This is a genomic window from Plantactinospora sp. CA-294935, assembly GCF_050936445.1.
GTDB lineage: Bacteria > Actinomycetota > Actinomycetes > Mycobacteriales > Micromonosporaceae > Plantactinospora.
Genome location: NZ_JBNJMU010000001.1, coordinates 6,528,329 through 6,544,788 on the forward strand (window position 1 = coordinate 6,528,329; position 16,460 = coordinate 6,544,788).

Annotated in this window: 14 protein-coding genes; 3 read left to right on the plus strand and 11 right to left on the minus strand. The window is 72.3% G+C overall.

Annotated features, from left to right (window positions below; genetic code table 11):
• Positions 1-36: 36 nt before the first annotated feature.
• From ACQEVC_RS28695 to ACQEVC_RS28710, 4 genes are all read right to left on the minus strand, one after another.
• Positions 37-1,260, minus strand: a complete 1,224-nt coding sequence (locus ACQEVC_RS28695) for a phosphotransferase family protein (protein ID WP_432883512.1) — start codon at positions 1,258-1,260, stop codon at positions 37-39.
• 225 nt (positions 1,261-1,485) lie between these two features.
• Positions 1,486-2,145 carry a response regulator transcription factor gene (locus ACQEVC_RS28700; RefSeq protein WP_318393852.1) on the minus strand — a complete coding sequence of 220 codons (660 nt, stop codon included), beginning with the start codon at positions 2,143-2,145 and terminating at the stop codon, positions 1,486-1,488.
• Positions 2,142-3,632 carry a sensor histidine kinase gene (locus ACQEVC_RS28705; RefSeq protein ID WP_432883515.1) on the minus strand — a complete coding sequence of 497 codons (1,491 nt, stop codon included), beginning with the start codon at positions 3,630-3,632 and terminating at the stop codon, positions 2,142-2,144. The genes ACQEVC_RS28700 and ACQEVC_RS28705 overlap by 4 nt, the downstream gene beginning before the upstream one ends.
• Positions 3,598-4,080, minus strand: coding sequence for a hypothetical protein (locus ACQEVC_RS28710; protein ID WP_432883519.1), 483 nt, complete (start codon positions 4,078-4,080; stop codon positions 3,598-3,600). Before ACQEVC_RS28710 ends, ACQEVC_RS28705 begins: the two co-directional genes overlap by 35 nt.
• A gap of 141 nt (positions 4,081-4,221) precedes the next feature.
• Between ACQEVC_RS28710 and ACQEVC_RS28715 the strand changes: the two genes are divergently transcribed.
• From ACQEVC_RS28715 to ACQEVC_RS28725, 3 genes are all read left to right on the plus strand, one after another.
• Positions 4,222-4,440 carry a winged helix-turn-helix domain-containing protein gene (locus ACQEVC_RS28715; protein WP_432883521.1) on the plus strand — a complete coding sequence of 73 codons (219 nt, stop codon included), beginning with the start codon at positions 4,222-4,224 and terminating at the stop codon, positions 4,438-4,440.
• Between the two features lie 88 nt (positions 4,441-4,528).
• Positions 4,529-5,608: an LCP family protein gene (locus tag ACQEVC_RS28720; RefSeq protein ID WP_432883523.1), complete on the plus strand. Its 1,080-nt coding sequence runs from the start codon at positions 4,529-4,531 to the stop codon at positions 5,606-5,608.
• 255 nt (positions 5,609-5,863) lie between these two features.
• Positions 5,864-7,420: a sugar transferase gene (locus tag ACQEVC_RS28725; RefSeq protein ID WP_432883525.1), complete on the plus strand. Its 1,557-nt coding sequence runs from the start codon at positions 5,864-5,866 to the stop codon at positions 7,418-7,420.
• 19 nt (positions 7,421-7,439) lie between these two features.
• Here the strand turns inward: ACQEVC_RS28725 and ACQEVC_RS28730 are convergent, their stop codons facing one another.
• The 7 genes from ACQEVC_RS28730 to ACQEVC_RS28760 all read right to left on the minus strand — a co-directional run bounded on the left by ACQEVC_RS28730 (position 7,440) and on the right by ACQEVC_RS28760 (position 16,263).
• Positions 7,440-8,684 carry a DUF1501 domain-containing protein gene (locus ACQEVC_RS28730; RefSeq protein ID WP_432883527.1) on the minus strand — a complete coding sequence of 415 codons (1,245 nt, stop codon included), beginning with the start codon at positions 8,682-8,684 and terminating at the stop codon, positions 7,440-7,442.
• Positions 8,685-8,688: 4 nt separating this feature from the next.
• Complete coding sequence (locus ACQEVC_RS28735) at positions 8,689-9,960, minus strand: DUF1800 domain-containing protein (protein ID WP_432883530.1); 1,272 nt, start codon at positions 9,958-9,960, stop codon at positions 8,689-8,691.
• Positions 9,961-9,987: 27 nt separating this feature from the next.
• Positions 9,988-11,250: a hypothetical protein gene (locus ACQEVC_RS28740; RefSeq protein WP_432883532.1), complete on the minus strand. Its 1,263-nt coding sequence runs from the start codon at positions 11,248-11,250 to the stop codon at positions 9,988-9,990.
• On the minus strand, positions 11,247-12,455 hold the full coding sequence (locus ACQEVC_RS28745) for a glycosyltransferase family 4 protein (protein ID WP_432883535.1): 1,209 nt from the start codon (positions 12,453-12,455) through the stop codon (positions 11,247-11,249). Before ACQEVC_RS28745 ends, ACQEVC_RS28740 begins: the two co-directional genes overlap by 4 nt.
• The gene (locus ACQEVC_RS28750) at positions 12,452-13,933 is read right to left on the minus strand and encodes a hypothetical protein (protein WP_432883538.1); all 1,482 of its coding nucleotides are present in this window, start codon (positions 13,931-13,933) and stop codon (positions 12,452-12,454) included. The genes ACQEVC_RS28745 and ACQEVC_RS28750 overlap by 4 nt, the downstream gene beginning before the upstream one ends.
• The gene (locus ACQEVC_RS28755; RefSeq protein ID WP_432883541.1) at positions 13,920-15,002 is read right to left on the minus strand and encodes a glycosyltransferase; all 1,083 of its coding nucleotides are present in this window, start codon (positions 15,000-15,002) and stop codon (positions 13,920-13,922) included. Before ACQEVC_RS28755 ends, ACQEVC_RS28750 begins: the two co-directional genes overlap by 14 nt.
• Before the next feature lie 70 nt (positions 15,003-15,072).
• Positions 15,073-16,263 (minus strand): trypsin-like peptidase domain-containing protein, encoded by a 1,191-nt coding sequence (locus ACQEVC_RS28760; protein ID WP_432883543.1) that lies wholly within the window; start codon positions 16,261-16,263, stop codon positions 15,073-15,075.
• Between the last annotated feature and the right edge of the window lie 197 nt (positions 16,264-16,460).

The window sequence follows — 16,460 nt, forward strand, 5'->3', positions numbered from 1 at the left end:
GGCCGGCACCTCGCCGACCGCACGGCGCGCTCCTGGTCAGCCGCGCCGGCGCAGCCGTCGGGCACTGTCCAGCCAGAGTTCGGCCAGTTCCAGCCGGGCCCGGGTACCCGCCGGCCAGTTCCGCTCCTGAACCCGGTGCGGACCGGTGGCCAGGGAGAGCACCACCGCCGCCGTGCGGTAGCGCAGCTCGGCGGGGTCGACGACCTGCTCGAACGCGGCCAGATAGCCGGCACCGGCCCGCTGGATCGCGGCCGCCCGGTCCCGGTGCATCAGGGCCAGCACGGAGAGGTGCCCGAGCAGGCAACCCAGGTCGTCCAGTCGCTCGCCCGGTCCGGCGGTGTCCACGTCGAGCAGACCGGTGATCCGGCCACCGGCGACCAGTAGCTGGCCCTCGTACAGGTCGCCGTGCACCACGGCCGGTGGACCGGGGTTCGACTCGTCGGTCAGCGCCTCGGCCAGCGCGGTGGCCTGGTCGGCCACCCCGGGCAGGGCGGCGGCGAGCACCGAGGCGTAGTGCGGGGCCTTCTCCCGCCAGGAGCGTCGGGGCCGGTCCCGGGTCAGCTCGGCCGGGAACTGGTCGAGCAGGTGCAGCAGGGCCCGCCCCGAGGGCAGCGGTGCCGGGCCGTGCAACGCCTGGCGCAGGCTCTGCCCGGGCAGCGCCTGGAGCACCAGCAGCCCGTCGGGGGTGTAACCCAGGCTGGGTGCGGCCGGCACCCCGGCCCGGACCAGCAGCCGGTGCCGGTCGTGCAGCTCGGACACCTGCTGGCGGCGGACCACCTTCAGGAAGACGCTGCCGCCCGCGCCGACCGCCTCGATCACCGCCCGCCGCCGGGGCCGGTAGGCGCGTACCCGCAGATCCACCGGGCCGTCGCCGAGGCCGAGGTCGCGCAGCAGGGCGGCGACGACCCCCTCGTCGTACGCGCTGCGTAGCGCCGGCAGCGCCGGATCGTACGGGAAGCGCCACGCCGCCACCCGGTCGGTGCCGTTGCCCAGCACCACCGTGCCGGCCGGGGCACGTCCGGTGCAGGCGGCCAGCCGCTCCTCCCGGACCCGCCCGTCCGGCCAACGGATCCGGGCCTGGTACGCGGCGGTGACCCGGCGGCCCGGCTGGTGCTCCACCTGGACGGCCCGCCAGTCGAGGAGTTCACCGCCGGAGGGCCGCAACGCGGCCCGGAGTACGTCCTCGGCGGCCGCTCCGGTGAGCAGGGCGAGCTGGCGGTCGCCGCTTCGCCCGGTCGGGATGGTGCTGGTCGTCGACATGCCAGCGACGATCCCGCCCGGTCGTGAGGTGGCGGTGAACCGACCATGAGAATCCGCTCAGCCACCCGCCCGACTCGGCCGCCCGCCCCGACTCAGCTACCCGCCCGGGCCCGCCCGACCGGACTCAGCTACCCGCCCGGGCCCGCCCGACCGGAGAGGGCAGAGGCGGAGACGACGGAGACGCGGAGGGGCGGAGGGGCGGAGGGGCGGTGAGTGCGGTGAGGATCAGGCGGTCAGCCGGTAGCCGATGCCGCGTACCGTCTTGATCCGGTCGGTGCCGAGCTTGCGGCGCAGATATCCGATGTAGACGTCCACCACGTTCGAGCCGGGGTCGTGGGCCAGGCCCCAGACCCGGTCCAGCAACTGTTCCCGGCTGAGCACCTGACCCGGATGGCGCAGCAGGGTCTCGGCGAGCAGGAACTCCCGGCCGGTCAGCTCGATCGGGACGCCGTCGACCGTGGCCGTACGCCGAACCAGGTCGAGCCGGACCGGCCCGGCCTGCAACACCGTCGGGGTGGCCTGGCCGTGCTCGCGCAGCCGGGCCCGGACCCGGGCGAGGAGTTCCTCGAAGCTGAACGGCTTGGTCATGTAGTCGTCGGCGCCCAGGTCGAGCCCGGCGACCCGGTCCGGTACGGCGTCCCGGGCGGTCAGCACGATCACCGGCAGCCGTTCGCCCCTGGCCCGGATCTGGGCCAGTGCCGCCAGCCCGTCCTGCCCGGGCAGTCCCAGGTCCAGGATCAGCACGTCGTAGTCGCCACTGCGGGCCGCCGCGGCCACCTCCACGCCGTTGGTCACCACCGTGGCGACGTAGCCGGCCGCCCGCAGCCCCTTGGTCAGGAACGAGGCGATCCGCGGCTCGTCTTCGGCGATGAGTACCCGGTTCACCGGTCGCCCCCGGTCGCCGGCGGCCGTACCGCGCTGGCCGGCAGCACCAGGGTGAAGGTCGACCCGGCGCCGGGCACGCTGTCCACCGCGACCGTGCCCCGGTGCGCCTCGGCGATCGCGGCCACGATGGCCAGCCCGAGGCCGGAGCCCTCGGCATGCCGTCGCGGCGCGTGCTCGGCGCGGGCGAACCTCGCGAAGATCCGTTCCCGGTCCTCGGGCTCGATGCCGACCCCGGCGTCCCGGACCGAGAGCAGCACCCGGCCCGGCTGTCCCGGCCTCTCGGCCCGGGCGGACAGCTCGATCGTGTCGCCGACGTCGGTGAACTGGACGGCGTTCTGGGCGAGCTGCATCAACGCCTGGGTGAGCCGCTGCCGGTCGGCCCACACGGCCGTCTCGCCCAGCTCACCGAGCCGCCAGTCCCGGTCCCCGAGGGCGACGGCCTTGGCGTAGACGTCGTGCATCATCATCGCGACCTCCACCTGCTCGGGATGCAGGAAGTCGGGCTGTTCGGCGCGGGCGAGCATCAGCAGGTCGTTGACCATCCGGTTCATCCGATCCAGCTCGTCGGTGATCAGCGCGACCGTCTCGGCCCGCTCGTCCGGGTCGTCGCCCATCAACTCCAGGTGGCCCCGGACGATGGTGATCGGGGTACGCAGCTCGTGGCCGGCGTCGGAGACGAACGCCTGCTGCGCGGCGAACGCCCGGTGCAACCGGCCCAGCATCCCGTTGAAGGTGTGCGCCAGGTCGGCGACCTCGTCGGTGCCGGTGACCTCGATCCGCCGGGACAGGTCGGTCTCCTCGATGGTCCGGGCGGTCTCGGTGACCGTCCGCAGCGGACGCAGCGCCCGGCCCATCGCCAGGTAACCGCCGGCGGCCACCACCACGATCACCAGCAGGCAGGCCAACGCCATCAGGCGTACCGCGCGTTCGATCTCGGCCCGCCGTTCGGCACCGAACTCGAGTACGACCACCTGGCCGCGTACCGCGCCGTCGATCACCACCGGTACGGCCAGCCAGCGCGCCGATCCGGCCGGAGTGTCGGCGATCCGCCCGTACGCGCTGTCGGTCAGCCCGGTCCACCTGCGCAGCAGGGCCGCGTCACCGCTCGGGTCGTACGGCGGGTTCGCCGTCGCCCGGTAGAACGCCCCGTCGACGAAGACGAGTACCAGTTCACCGGCCTGCGGCTCGTTGCGCAGCAGGTAGGTGTCGGCGATGGCCCGCAGGTCGGTCCCGAACGGCTGCCCGCTCTGCGGATCCCGACCGCCGACGAGCCGGCGGAACTCGGTGACCTCCTGGCGCATGTCGGCGGCGATCCGGTTCTCCAACTGGTTGAGCAGCACCTGCCGGATCACCACCACCGAGGCCAGGCTGGCGACGGCGAGCAGCGCCAGGGCCCAGCCGAGCAGCCGGAGCCGCAGCCCGAGCGTCGGTCGCCAGCGCCGGCCCGGCGGCTCAGTCGTCGTCCCCGTCCCCGTCTCCGTCATCATCTCCGTCGTTGCCGGAGCTGTCGTCGTCCCGGTCGTCCTCGGCGTCGGCTCCGTCGCTGTCGGCGGGCGGCTGGTTGCGCGGTGGCCGGCGGTCGTCACCACCAGCGGGTGCCCCGTCGTCCCCGTCGTCGTCGCCACCGCCGGTGCGGGGCGGGCCGTCGTCCCCGTCGTCGGCACCGCCTCCGTCGTCCGCTCCGTCGCCGGAACCGGTTCCGTCGCCTCCGGCGTCGTCATCATCGCCTCCGCGCTCGGCTGGGCCGAGGCTCTCGTCGTCGACCGGGCCGGCCGCATCGTCGCCCCCGTCGGTCGTCGTGGTCTGGGTGGCCGGACTGATGATCTGGATCACCGGAACCCGATCGTGCGGCAGCAGCGCCGGCAGACCGACTCCGGCGAGCAACCCGGCCAGCGCCCCCAGCCCGACTCCGGTGGCGACTTTCTGCGCGCTCATGCCGCCAGGCTGCCGGAGCCGGATGACGTCCCGATGAGGGATGGATGAGAAGCCTCTCATCGTCCGGGCCCGGCCGGGCCGGCAACGGCGGGAAGAGCGTAGACGAAACCATCGTCGGTGCCGGCGCCGCACGGTCGGGACGTGGCGCTGACCGGCCGGGAGTTCGTGCTGCCGGAGACGCTGATCCGGCATGCCGGCCGGGTGTTGGGCCGGGAGCAGTTGCTCTCGCACGCCCGGGGCTACGACTCCGATCCCGGCACGAACCTGGTCAACGTCCACGTCAGCGCGCTGCGCAAGAAGCTCGGTGAGGACGTCTTCGAGACGATGCCCGGCTTAGGCTACCGGCTGCGTACCTCCTGACCTGCGACGCGGTCGTCCCGGTCGGATGGCCCGGGTACGCCCCGGATCCCGGGCCGTAGGCTGTTGCACCGGTCAGTAGCATCGAGCCATGCCACAGCGACCCCAACTCGCGGAGTCCGACTCCACCGAGGTCATCGCGGTGACTCCCGACGGGAGGCCCACCGAAACACCGGCCCCCAAGCGGCGGCGGCGCACCAGGCGGATAGTCCTCATCACGCTGTTGGTGCTGGCCTTGCTCGGCGGCGGGGGAGCGGTTGCGGCGGGCTTCTACGTCCATTCCCTGGAATCGGGCATCGAGCGGGTCGAGGCGTTCGACACCGTTCCCGAGGAGTCGCGCCCGGTCAAGGTGGCGAAGGACGCCAAGAACATCCTGATCCTGGGCAGCGACACCCGGGACCCGTCCAGCACGGGCGGATCGCGCAGCGACACCATCATCCTCGCCCACCTGCCGGCGGACCGGTCCAGCGCGCAGCTCGTCTCGATCCCCCGGGACACCTGGGTCAACGTGCCCAAGTCCAAGGACGGCAAGCACGGTGGCCGGGACGCCAAGATCAACGCGGCCTACGCCTGGGGCGGCATCCCGCTGATGGTGCAGACGGTCGAGAAGTTCACCGGGGTCCGCGTCGACCACGTGGCGCTCGTCGACTTCGCCGGCTTCAAGGAGATCGTGGACGCGCTGGGCGGTGTGCGGATCACCGTCGAGGAGGGCTTCACCTCGACACACTCGCTGCTGCCGAGCGGCCGCCGCGAGTTCAAGCAGGGCACGCAGGTCATGGACGGCGCGCAGGCGCTGGACTACGCCCGGGAGCGCTACGCGTTCAAGGACGGGGACTTCGCCCGGATCCGGCACCAGCAGCAGGTCATCCGGGCCATCCTGGACAAGGCCGCCTCCGGGGGGACCCTGGCCAACCCCGCCAAGCTGAATTCGTTCATCCGGGCCTCCGCCGATGCGGTCTCGGTCGACAAGACCCTCTCCATGCTCGACATGGGGATGGAGCTGCGGCATCTGCGCAGCGGCAACTTGACGTTCGTCACAAGTCCGACCCAGGGCACCGGCCGGGTCGGCAGCGAGAGTGTCGTCTTCGCCGACCGGGAGAAGGCCAAGAGGTTCTACGAGGCGGTCCGCCGGGACGCGGTACCGGAGATTCTGAGCAACGCCAAGAAATAGCGGTACGCCAACCACCGTGTCCAGACGTCCACCGTGGACCGGCGGGCGGGGCACGACTCCGACCACCACCGTCCGTCGACCGTCCAGCGGGGGCACGGCAGCCTCGGCGGCTCGCTCCGCTGCGTCGCCACCGGCGCAGCCGTGCCGGAAGTGGACGGGTAGCCCCTGGAAACACGGGCGGTCGGGCCGTATCCTGCTGGCGACTTCGCACGGTTTCGGCTCGCCGCGACCGTGCTCCGGGGGGAGGTCATGGAGATGACGAGCTGGCCGGCGGTGCAGCCCGGCGCGGCGATGGAATCGGCGCTCAGCCACGACGTCGGTCGGTTGGCGCCGCCGACGGTGGAGCAGTCCCGGCCGGTCGACGAGAGTGACCAGCGGGTGCTCCCACGCCCTCGGGCGGCGGAGCAGGCCGTGACGGAGCGGGCCGGGCCCGGGCTCGACACCACCGCCGTGCTGCCCTACGCCGGCTCCGCCACCTCGAAGCGGACCCGCAGCCTGCGTGCCTGGATGGTGACAGCTCCGGTCGACCTCGTCGCCCTGCTGACCCCACTGTTGCTGACCGACCGCTACTGGCGGGGGACGCTGTTCACGGCCGCTCTCACGGTGACCATCTTCGCGGCCGGCGGGCTCTATCGTGGTCGCCGGCACGTGAGCATCCTCGACGAACTCCCCACCCTCTGCGGCCGGCTGCTCGCCTCGGCCGGCACGGTGGCGATCATCGCGGCCACGCGGCACGGCTCGGTGGAGTACGTCGCCGGCTTCATGCGGGGCGTCGCCCTCTCTGCCGGACTGGTCCTCGTCGGGCGCACCATCACCCGGCGTGCGGTCGTACTGGCTCGCCAGCGGCGCTGGGTGGAGCACAACGCCATCATCATCGGCAGCGGCCCCATCTCGCTGGAACTGGCCCGCCTGCTCCGGCGCAACCCCCGGTACGGCCTCCGGTTCGCCGGATGCGTCGACTCCACCCACCGCCACCTCCCGGGCGCGGCGCCGCTGATCGGCACCCTCGAGGACCTGGAGCAGCGGATCGCGCTGACGGAGTGCGACGTCCTGATCATCGCCGACCCGGAGTGCCCGGAGCCCGCGCTGATGGAGTTGCTGAGCCGCCCGGCAAGCGCCCGCTGCGACCTCTGGGCGGTACAACGGCTCTGGGGTTCCCGGTCACCCGGCGGGATGCCCGACCACATCGGCGCGATCCCGGTAGTGCAGATCCGGTACACCACGCTCTCCGGGCCGCGCTGGGCGGTCAAGCGGGCCTCCGACCTCGTGCTGGCCTCCGTGGCGCTCGTCCTGCTCAGTCCGGTCATCCTGCTCTGCGCGATGCTGACGTTCCTCGACGGCGGCCGGGGCATCTTTTTCCGGCAGGAGCGGATCGGGCAGTACGGCAAGCCGTTCAAGGTAATCAAGTTCCGCACCATGCGCCCCCGCGACGAGCACGAGTCCCAGACGAACTGGTCCATCGCGGACGACCGCCGGGTCGGTCCGATCGGCCGGTTCATGCGCCGTACGTCCCTCGACGAGCTGCCCCAGCTCTGGAACATCCTGCGTGGCGACATGACCGTCGTCGGGCCCCGCCCGGAGCGCCCGTACTTCGTGGAGAAGTTCTCCGCCGAGCATCCCGACTATGCGATGCGGCACCGGGTACCGGTCGGTCTGACCGGCCTTGCCCAGGTCAGCGGCTTGCGCGGCGACACCCCGATCTCCGACCGGGCCCGGTTCGACAACTACTACATCGAGAACTGGTCACTCTGGCTCGACACCAAGGTGCTGGTGCGGACGATCGCGGAGGTGTTCCGGGGCGGCGGTCGGTGATCCGGCGCCACCGGGCAGGTCATCCGGTCCGCAGCAGCGGCAGCCAGCGGCTCTGGAAACCGTCGAGATAGCGCTCCGGCTCGGCGTCCAACACCGAATCGAGCAGAGTGCCGACCACCGTCCGCAGGTCCAGGCCCGCCTTCAGGTCCCCGTCGTCCAGGTCGGTCAGGCTCGGCTGCTCGCCGTAGAAGCCGCCGGCCACCCGCGGACCGAGCACGAACACCGGGCCGGCGGTGCCGTGGTCGGTGCCGTCCGAGGCGTTCGCCCGGACCCGCCGGCCGAACTCGCTGTAGACCACCACCGTCACCTGCCGGCCGGCTTCGGTCCGGGACATCCGGGCGACGAAACCCGACAACGCGTCGTCGAGCCGCTTCAGCAGGCTCTCGTGGGCGCCGATCTCGTCGGCGTGGGTGTCGAAGCCGTCCAGGCTCACCGAGTACACCCGGGTCGGCACGCCGGCCTCGACGCAGCGCGCCACCAGGGCGAGCTGGGTACCGAGGGAACTCGTCCGGCCGGTGCCGGTGGTGAGGAGCTCGAGTTCCTGACCGGCCGGATCCTTCGGCGCCTGCTCCGCCTCGCGGATCAGGTGCTCCACGTGCAGCAGGTCCGCGTAGGCGGACGCGGCCCGGGCCCGCAGTGCCGGCTCGGCCGCCTCGGACCGGCCCAGTGCCGCGATCATCTCCGGCGTTATCCCGTTCGGCAGCTTCAGGCCGGCCGGGCTGACGCAGGCACCGGCCCGGCTCTCCCCGGCGAGCAGCGGCGGCAGCACGGGTTCGAAACTCACCGCCGTCTCCGGCGGAGCCGAGGTGCCGTCCAGCCAGCGCCCCACCCAGCCGCTCGGCACGGGGTTGGCCGGCGAGGCGGTCTGCCAGATGTCCATCGACCGGAAGTGGCTGCGGTCCGGCCGGGGATATCCGACGCCGAGGACGATGGCGAGTTGCTTGGCGTCCCAGAGCTTCTTCAGCCCTGGCATCTTCGGATTGAGCCCGAGCCGGTCGTCGAGGTGCAGCACCTCCGCCGGGTCGTACGCCAGCTCCGGCCGCGCCGAGTGGTACGCGGAATCCGCGTACGGTACGACGGTGTTGAGGCCGTCGTTGCCGCCGTACAGGGTGACCACGACGAGCTTGCCATCGGTGGCGGCACGGGCGCTCTCTGCGGTGCGGAGCAGTTCGACCAGCCCCAACGTGCCGGCTCCGGCAGCCAGTGCACCGGCACCGACCACTCCGGAGGTGAGGAGGAACCGGCGCCGCGTCCGTAGGTCCATCATGTCAGGCCACCAGGTATTCCGGGCTCACGAGTCCGAGGGTCAGTAGCCGGCGGGGGTCACTGGCCGCGTCGCGTAGCACCGCGTAGGTCCGGTTGGACCAGGCGTCCACACAGAGCAGATATGCCAGACTCTCCGGCGTCAGCCGGTCGATCGCCGCCCGTTCGGCGATCTTGCCGGCGAGACGTAGCCGGACCTGGGCCGCGGCGGAGGTCAGCCAGGCGCCGCCGGAGCGCCAGCCTCCGACGTTGGGCGGCGCGAACGGAAGCTGGCCCAGGTCTTCCAGGATCTTGAGCAACTCGTCGTGGGTTTCCGTCGGCAGAGCTGCCGGCCGCAGCCCGAGCTGGCGCAGGGCGCCGATGAACCACTCGATCGGCTGCTTCACCATCTCGCCGTTGGTGGCGTGGAACGCGTCGTCGGAGAACATCACCTTGAGCATCGCCATCGGGATCGGGAACGCGGCGACCATCTTGTCCCGCAGCGCCTCAGGCAGTGGACGGGTCGACGACCCGTAGCGGAACCAGAGCCGGGACGCGATGAACCGTGGACATGCCTCCTGGGCCAGCAACAGGTCGATCAGGGTGGCCGCGGTGAAGTCCAGGGTTGAGCCGAGGATCGTCTTGCTGCCCGGGTCGTGTTCCGCCGGGTTGAAGATGGAGCGTTCCTGGGCCAGGCTGTAACGCCACCCGGTCAGGGCCCGGCCCGCCTCCTTGACGTCCTTCTCCGTGTAGTGGCCGATGCCGAGCATGAACAGCTCGAACAGCTCACGGGCGAGGTTCTCGTTCGGCGCTCGCCGGGTGTTGCGGTTGCCGTCCAGATAGAGCGAGAGCGCCGCGTCGACCACCATCTGTCGGGCCATGGTCACGAAGTCGGTGGACTGCCGGAAGGTGCGGTGCTGCACCATCATCAGCTGCGGGCTGCGGACCTTCTTGATCGAGGTCGCCCAGTGCCCGTGCCAGAAGAAGATCAGCTTCTCCACCGCCTGGTGGCTGGCGACCGTCATGCGATCCACCCACCACCGGGTGATCTGTTCGGTCTCGATCTCCCGGCGACGCTCGAACGCGACCTTCTGCTCCGGGGTGGGGTCGCGCTGTCCCGCGTACGGATCCCGAGCCAGCACGGGCACGGGGGCACTGGTCGCGCCGACGTCCGGGCCGGCGGGGGAGAGCAGGGCGGACAACGTCGCCGGGTAGCCGGCCTGTCGCGCCGCCGACAGCTCGCTCGCGGTGGGACCGAAACCGGCCCGGCGCAGCAGGAGCGCGACGACGTCGGTCATACAGCAAACATAGGGGACAGACTCCGATCAGGAAAACCCGGGCCGCGGCCCGGCCGGAACGGGTCGTCGACCGTCCGGCAGGCCGAGCACGGCGAGCGAGTAGCCGACCATGCCGAGCGACGACCCGACGAGGTAGCCGGCCGCACCCCACCAGAGAGTCATCAGCGGTGCCGCGAGCACGGTGAGGCCGAGCATGACGTAGCGGGCGCGCAGCAGGACGTCGAACTCACCTCGGACGAACCTGCTCAACGAGCAGCCGTAGGAGAAGCCGAGCGCCGCCTTCTCCACACCGGCGGCGACCAGCGCGGCGCCGACCGGGATGAAGGCCAGTGCGGGCACGAGCCGCCGACCGAGGACCACCGCCAGACCGATCAGCACCGCACCGGCGGCCATCAGGGCCAGCGACAGCAACCCGTCGCGGAGATCCTGCCAGACCGTACTGGTGCTGTCGGCGCGCCGCCGGTATATCAGTACCCGCCGGAAGGTGATCGAGACGAACGCCAGCGGTGCGAGCACCTGTTGCAGTACCCGGATGACGCCGAGCGTGGCGGCCGTACTGACAAACGCCGTGACCTGCATGGCGAGTACGGGTGTCACGCCGACGACGAAGGCGTCCAGCGAAGCCGCTCCCATGCTCGCCCGGCGGGAGCGCAGCCACCGCAGCAGCCCGCGCAGCGCCGGCCGGCGATCGGGCTGGCCGGCGGCGACGAGGAAGAAGACGGCGTTCACCACGGCCCAGGACAGACAGATGCCGACCGGCGAGCCCAGCGCCGCGAAGCACAGCATCGACGCCGTCTGGACGACGAGCCAGAGCGCCGACTCCAGGAACGCCGACCGGGCCGCGCCGGCGGCCACCGCTGCGGACCGGCCGACGTCGAGCGCGAGTACGAACGGGATCCCGGCCGCGTAGCCGAGGGCCAACTCCACCGGTACGTCCGGGACGGCGAGGCTGGACAGCAGTGCCACGACGGCGCCGAGCAGGCCGCCGCCCAGCGCGGCGGCCACCGACCACCGGCAGGTCGCCCGCTCGGCGGGCCGGCCCTCGTGGGCGGTGGCCAGCAGCGTCGCCTCGGCGAGGGTACGTTGCAGGACTCCGCAGCTTAGTTGGAAGACCAGCATCGCCGGTGCGACGGCGCCGACCGCCGCCAGCCCGCCCGCATAACCGAGGGAGAGGCTGAATACCAGGCTGGTGGCCATCAGCGCGAGCTGACCCAGGGTCAGTGCCGGCGTCGACCAGGATCGCCCGCCGGACCGTGCGGCTCCGCCGGTCGCCGTCGCCGTCTCCGTCACGCCGGTTGCTCCTCCCGGTTTCCGGGCCAGCCCTGCAACGCCCGCGCGACGGCGGTCACCACGCCCTGCTCCAGCGGCATCGCCGGGCCCGGCGCCGGTGCGGACGTGGAGTCCGGCTGCGGGTCGAGGAGTTCGCCGAGGGCGCGGGCGGCGGCCTCCGGGTCGGTGAAGTCGGTGAAGGCGTACCGTCCCCCCGAGACGGCGGCGGCCTCGGGGAGGCCGCCCACCCGCGAGACGAGCATGGGTCGACCGTGGCTGCCCACCTCCACCGCCACCCGGCCGAACGGTTCCATCCAGGTGGACGGGATCAGCGCCGCGTCGATCCGGGCGCAGAACGCCTCGACGTCCAGGTGTCCCGCGAAGTCCACGTCGACCTGCTGCCCGGTGGCGAGGTCCGCCAGCCTCCGCAGGTAGTCCGGCTGGCCCTCGCCGGCCACGAGCATGGTGACGGCCGCGCCCGTGTTCCGCCGGTACGCCGCGGCGGTGCGGATCGCCGCCTCGACGCCCTTCACCGGGGCGACCCGACCCAGATAACCGAGGACCACCCGCGCCGGGTCGCGGCGGTGCGCCTGCGGCGGGGCCGACGGCGGGCCGATCAGCGGATAGCCCACCAGGCTGGTCTCCCCGCTGGTCAGGCCAGCCCGTGCCAACTCGTCCCGGACGAAGCCGGAGACGCAGACGGCGATCGTCGCGGGTGGCGTCGCCCGGCGCATGACCCGGGTCTTGACCCGACAGTCCGCGCAGATCTCGACGCAGTTCCGGGCGCCCCGGCGCCGGGACCGCCGCCAGCAGGTGTCGCTCAGGTCGTGGTACGACCGCACCAGCCGGACACCGTTCGCCCTGGCCCAGCGCAGCAGCCACGGGCCGGTGCGGGAGATGTTGGTCGCGACGACCACGTCCGGGCGGTACGCCCGCAGCGCGCGGATCTGCCGGGAGGCGACCGTCGGCAGCAGCCACGCGGTCAACAGCTCCAGCCCACGCCGGAGCGCCGAGTCGGCGTGCACCCGCCGGGCGTACGGCCGTCGCACGGCGTGCACGGTGAGCGGCCCGTCGGGGTACACCTGGTCTGCCGGTGCGGGTACGAAGACCGCGACCTCGGCGGTCCGGGCGAGTTCCAGCGCGGCGGACCGGGACGACCGCTCCGCCCCGCCCACCAGGTTCGGCCACCACCAGTCGGCGAGGACGGCGATCCTGGGGCGGCTCACGTCGGCACCTGGACCGGGTCGCTCGGCTCCGCCACCGGGCCGACCTCGTCCGGCCGGGTGAGGCCCCAGACCCGACCATGCCAGCCGAAGACTCCGACCAGCAGCACCACGAACGCGGCGCCGACGAACGGGATCTGGGCGCCGAGCGGCCCCCGCAGCAGCCCGATCTGGCAGGCGGCGAAGATGACGGCCAGCGCGACCGGCAGGTTCGCCGGCGAGGTGTTCAGCGCCCGGTCGAGTCGCCGGGCCAGCTTGCCGTAGCAGAAGAACAGCACCACCACGCCGACGAAGCTGAACTCGACGAAGACCTCGGCCCAGAACGGCAGGGCCAGGTTCTGGAACTCGTAACCGCGGCTGTCCGCGACGACGTTTCCGGCCGGGATCGCCTTGCCCTCCCACAGCGACCTCGGCACCCAGAAGAAGAGCGCCGAGATCAGGTGGTGCCCCCAGGTGTGGCCCTGGCTGTCGACGTAGAAGGCGGCGTTGACGGTCTGCTGGAACCCGTCGAAGTCCCAGGTGTAGTAGGCGTCCAGGCCCAGCCGCAGGTTTCCGCGTGACCGGTCGTTGCGGAACAGGTTGGCCAGTGGATAGAGGACGGCGAGCCCGAGCAGCATCCCGACCGAGAAGAGGGTACGCCAGCGTTGCCGGCGGAGCCTGACCAGCGCCAGCCCGGCGGCCAGCATCACGCTGAACGACGAGAACCGGTTCGCGGTCAGCGGATTGTTGTAGACGAGGTTCAGGGCCACCGCGACAGCCGTACCGGCGGCCAGGATCAGCCGCGCCCTCGGATCGGCATAGCAGCGGTTGCGCCAGCAGAGCAGGCACAGGATCAACGCGACCACGCTGATCGCGGCCGGCAGCGTGCTGAGCAGCCCGAGGAGGGCGAGGTCCTGGCCGCCCCGCAGACCGGCCTGCTCGATGGCGCGTTGCAGGTCGTCGCGACTGGTGAACCGGACCGCCAGTCCACCGGTGCGGGGCAGGCAGACCACCGCCATCACCAGGGCCAGCCCGGTCAGCACGACCGCCTTCTCCACGGTGACCTGGAGGCGGCCGGACGAGACCGTCCGGGGCGCGGGCAGCCGGCGGGTGTAACCGGCCCAGTACGCGGTGACGGCCAGGATGAGGATCACCTGGGCCGTGACGTAGTGCTGGTAGAGCGGCAGGTCGGGCCAGGGCAGCCGGCGGTCCCGGATCTGCAGCAGCGGCGCGAAGCCGACCCACACCCCGACGAACGCCCAGAACGTCACCGCGACAGGTGCGAACGACTCGGCGACGGTGGCGTGGTAGAGCGCGGCCAGGCAGATCGCCACCACGACCAGTCCGAGCACCCCGGCCACGGTGGGCCGGGGGAGCACGGTGGTGACGCCGAGGGCCGCGACGAGTAGGGTTCCGGCCGCCGACGCGACGACGGGAGCGGTACGCCAGCGGGTGACGTTCGCGGCCACGCCGGCACCGTCGCCGCGGTCAGTGCGCTTCATCGGTGACCCACGACGCCACGTTGCCCGCGAACACGTCCGCCGAGAAGTCGGCGGCGCGGGCGGTGATCCGGGACGGGTCCAGTTCGTCGAGGCGGCGCAGCGCGTCGGCGTACCGGTGCGGGTCTGCCGAGTCGAGCAGGAAGCCGGTCTCCCCGTCGACCACGGTCTCCAGCAGGCCGCCGCGCCGGGCGCCGATCACCGGCGTGGCGCAGGCCATCGCCTCGACGGGGATGATGCCGAAGTCCTCGTGCGCGGGGAAGAGCAGCGCCCTGGCACCCCAGTAGAGTTCGCGGAGCCGTTCCTGCGACGGACGGTGCTCGAAGCTGACCGGCACCCGTACCCGGGCGGCGGCACGTCGCAGGGACTCCTCCGCCGGCCCGGAGCCGGCGATGACCAGTGGCAGGCCGGCGGCGTCGGCGATCTCGATCATGAGGTCGAAGTTCTTGTACGGGATCCAGCGCCCCACCCCGAGCAGGTAGTCGCGATTCTGTCGGCGTTGCGGCGCGGGCGGGTCCACGTAGTAGTTCACGTCGACCGGCGGGTTGATCACCCGGGCGTCGCGGCGCCAGAACCGCTGGATGCGTGAGCGCACCTCGGCCGAGTTCGCGGCGTAGCTGTGCACATGGCGGCTGAGTCGCCGGTCGGTGTGCCGCAACGCGGACCGGGGTAGCGCGAGGAGCCCGCCGGAGCCGCGTCCGTCGAAGTCGGGACTCCACAGGTAGCGGGCCGGCGAATGGACGTAACTGAGGTATCGGGTGCCCTGGTCCTGACGGAGCTTGACCGTGTGCGCGAACGCGTGGCTCGACGAGATGACCACGTCGAACCGTTCACGGGTCAGGGTACGCCAGGTCAGCGGCATGACCGGCAGGGCGAGCGCCTTCGCCCGGCGCAGCGGCGTACGGGCGAGCCAGGACTCCCGGAACTCGAGCCCGCGCCGGGCGTCCCGGTCCCGCCAGAGCACGAACCCGGTGGCGTGCGGGACTATCGCGTGCAGTGAGAGAAACACGTTCTCCGAGCCGCCCGTCGCGCCGAACCACTCGTGCACCAGTGCGACGGAGCGCCCTGCCAACGGTGCGGTCCGGGCGCCGGATGTCTCCGCAGATGACGCCGCGATGTCCGTTCCTCCCCTCGAGCCCCCGTCACGGCCGCGCAGCGGGCCGCCCGGAATTCCACCGGCGCGGGACCGTGCGGCGAGCCGCGCCAGATAGTAGTACAGGGATGAAACGCCGGACGCGGCCGGCGGCGACGATGAGCAGGACTCCCGCGGCCGCCGAGAGCAGATAGCGGAGCCACTGCGCCGAGTTCTCGACCGCGTCGCCGTCGACCTCGAGCCGGTGCTGCGCCCGTTCCCGGTACGTCCGTGCGGAGCTGTGCGACGGCGCCAGGCGGAGGAGTTCGTCGAACCGGCGGACGGCGGTGGAGAACTGTCCCGCGAAGTAGGCCCGCAGCCCGTCCCGGTACGCACGGTCGACCTCGCTCAACCGGTTCGCGACGTCGGCCTCCGCGAGCAGTGCGGCGACCTCGCTGGCGGGGACGAGTAGCCGGCTGCGTCCGTCGGTGGTCGACGGGTCGCTGTCCAGGATCGCCAGGAGCCGCCCGTCGGTGTCCAGCACCGGACTGCCCCGGAAGCTGGGTCCGAGGCCGTCGCCGGCCAGCCGGTCCGGTCCGGTCCAGCCGCTGCCCTCGACCGGCCGGGCCCGCTGCCGGTAGTCGCCGGATCCGGTCTCCGGCTCGTCGGGCCCGTAGCCCAGGACCACCACTTCGCTGCCCGGCTCGGGGCCGGCACCGGCGCCGACCTCGATCGCCGACAGACCCGAGCGGGAGAGCTTGACCAGGGCCAGGCTCTGCTGCGCCGCATCCCGATCCGGCTCGACCACGCTGGCCCGGATCGCGGGTTCGGCGGTGATTCCCGGCCGGGCGACACCCAACTGCCCCCACAGCGCCGACGAGGGTTTCGTGCCGGGACGCGGGCCCGAGAAACTGGCCGTCTCGCCGATGCCGCGGACGAAATCCTCCAGCCCGTCGGCGGGGAGCCGTTCCGCCTCGACCAGCGCCTGGGCCAGCGCGTACCGGGCCTCGACCAGCAGTTCCCGCTCGTCGGGACGTACGCAGCCGTTGGCGGTGGCGACGTGTCCGTCCGGGTTGACTATCACGCCACCACACCGGCGGTGTACGGTGACCCGCTCCTGCCGGCTGGTGCCGTCCGGTGCGGCGTACCGCAGGTAGCCGGTGAACGTCGCCTCGAGATAGACCGTGCTCCTACCGGCCACCGCGGTCGCCGGCTCGTTCGGGGCGAGCCCCGGCGCGGCGGCCGCCGGCGGGCCGGCCATGCCGACGACGATGCCTGCGAGTGCCGCCGCGAACAGCGGTGTACGGGAGGTCCGCGGGATTCGCCGTGGACGCGACCGGCCACGCCGGTCGGCGTCGGTGTCCCGGTGAGACGAGGCGTTCTCTGCGCCGCGATGGACGTCTCTGCTCACTGACGACCCGAATCCGTTCTCGGCAACGCGTGGATGGCAATCGGAAG